A 1,566-nucleotide genomic window follows, 5' to 3' on the forward strand; every position below is an offset into this window, starting at 1 on the left:
CGGCCGGCGATTCCGTCGCGGCCGTGCTGGCGCAGGCGCGCGAGCGACTGCTGGCCGGCGGTTTCTCCGAAATCGACTATCTGGAACTGCGGGCCGACGCCGACCTGGCGTCCCTGGCGCATTATGACGGCCGGCCGGCACGTCTGCTGGCGGCGGCCCGGCTGGGCACGGTCCGCCTGATCGACAACATGTCCGTCCCCGCCAAGGCCTGAATCCGGGCCTCGAACAATCCGGGCCTTGAACCGTCCCTCCGGCGTCAGGCGTCCAGGCTGCGCGCCTCGTCGGGCAGCATGATCGGAATGCCGTCGCGGATCGGAAAGGCCAGCCCGGCCTGGCGGCTGATCAGCTCCCCGGCCTCGCGATCATAGATCAGGGGCCCCTTGGTGACCGGGCATACCAGGATGGACAGCAGGCGCGGATCCAGGGGCGGCTGGACGGTTTCGGACATCAGATGGCTTTCCCGCTCGACGCGCGCCATGTGCGACGCATTCGACAGGGTTCTAAAGCCAAGACCGGCCGAGGTGAAGACCCGTCACGCAAGAGGGCCGGGAGGAGCGTTCAGGATGGGCGCCCCTCGTCATCCGCCCCATGGCCGCCCAGATCGAGCAGCGCCTGCAAAGTGCGCGCGCGGTCATTCAGCGTGCCCGACTCCAGCAGCGCCTGCTTTTCCGCCGTGGCGAAGGGACAGATCATCGGCAGGGTGATCAGCAGGGCCTCGTCGTCCATCTGCTCGATCACGGTCCAGCGCGCGCCGAAACCGCGGCGGCGGCAATAGCGCCGCAGCGCGGCGATCATCCGCGGCCGGTCGAAGAACAGCCCTTCGCCCTCGGTCAGATCCCCGGCGAAGGACGAGGCGTCGATTCGTCCCAGGCGATAGCCGCGACGCGGCCGCGCCTCGCGCAGCAACCGGAAGCGGCTCAGCCCGGTCAGGGTCACCGCATAGGTCCCGTCCGCCCGCTCGGTCATCGAGGTGATGCGCCCGATGCAGCCGATGTCATACAATGCCGCCGGGCCCGCGAATCCGAATGCGTCCCCAGCCGCGGCGTCCCCGTCCGCGGTGTCTCCATCCTCGGCGTCTTCGTCCAGCGCGTCGCCGCGCGGCTGGATCATGCCGATCAGCCGCGCCCCCGCCAGCGCATCCTCCACCAGCGCGACATAACGCGGCTCGAACACGTTCAGCGGCAACTTGCCGCGCGGCAGCAGCAACGCCTCGCGCAGCGGGAACAGGCCCAGCTCAGGCGGGATATCCGCCAGCGTCATGTCGCGCGGACGCGGCAGGGCGCGCGGGATATCCTCGCCCCGGCTCAACGCCGCGCCGCCGCCGGGCGACCCGTCATGAAAACAGCAGCGACGACATGCGGCGGCGCGCCTGCAGGGTCGCCGGGTCGTCATGACCCCAGGAATCGAACAGGCGAATCAGTTGCAGCCGCGCGGCATCGTCGTTCCAGGCCCGATCCTGGCGCATGATGGCCAGCAACTCGTCCGCCGCCTCCTGCCGCTTGCCGGCCGCGTTCAGGGCGGCGGCCAGCTCATAGCGGGCCTCGTGATCCGCCGGATTGGCCGCCA

At 70.1% G+C, this 1,566-nt stretch carries 4 protein-coding genes; 1 reads left to right on the forward strand and 3 read right to left on the reverse strand.

All coding sequences use genetic code 11. The annotated features are described in order from the left end of the window. The coding region (locus HUK84_RS17595; protein ID WP_176641409.1) for a pantoate--beta-alanine ligase at positions 1 to 212 on the forward strand (212 nt) is incomplete at its 5' end. 44 nt (positions 213 to 256) lie between these two features. On the opposite strand, the gene HUK84_RS17600 is transcribed toward HUK84_RS17595, so the two are convergent. From HUK84_RS17600 to HUK84_RS17610, 3 genes are all read right to left on the reverse strand, one after another. Continuing rightward, positions 257 to 448, reverse strand: coding sequence for a Trm112 family protein (locus tag HUK84_RS17600; RefSeq protein ID WP_176641410.1), 192 nt, complete (start codon positions 446 to 448; stop codon positions 257 to 259). Positions 449 to 558: 110 nt separating this feature from the next. Beyond that, entirely contained in the window at positions 559 to 1,260 is a 702-nt protein-coding gene (locus HUK84_RS17605; protein ID WP_176641412.1) for an LON peptidase substrate-binding domain-containing protein, read from the reverse strand. A 73-nt stretch (positions 1,261 to 1,333) separates the two neighbouring features. Then, positions 1,334 to 1,566, reverse strand: a 233-nt coding sequence (locus HUK84_RS17610; RefSeq protein ID WP_176641411.1) for a tetratricopeptide repeat protein, incomplete at its 5' end; no start/stop codon positions are given.

This window comes from Nguyenibacter vanlangensis, from assembly GCF_013376155.1.
Lineage (GTDB): Bacteria > Pseudomonadota > Alphaproteobacteria > Acetobacterales > Acetobacteraceae > Gluconacetobacter > Gluconacetobacter vanlangensis.

Bases quoted from the DNA above. Each gene is read 5' to 3' on its own strand.
- HUK84_RS17600 (WP_176641410.1), bottom strand. From the start codon at position 448: ATGTCCGAAACCGTCCAGCCGCCCCTGGATCCGCGCCTGCTGTCCATC.
- HUK84_RS17605 (WP_176641412.1), bottom strand. From the start codon at position 1,260: ATGACGCTGGCGGATATCCCGCCTGAGCTGGGCCTGTTCCCGCTGCGC.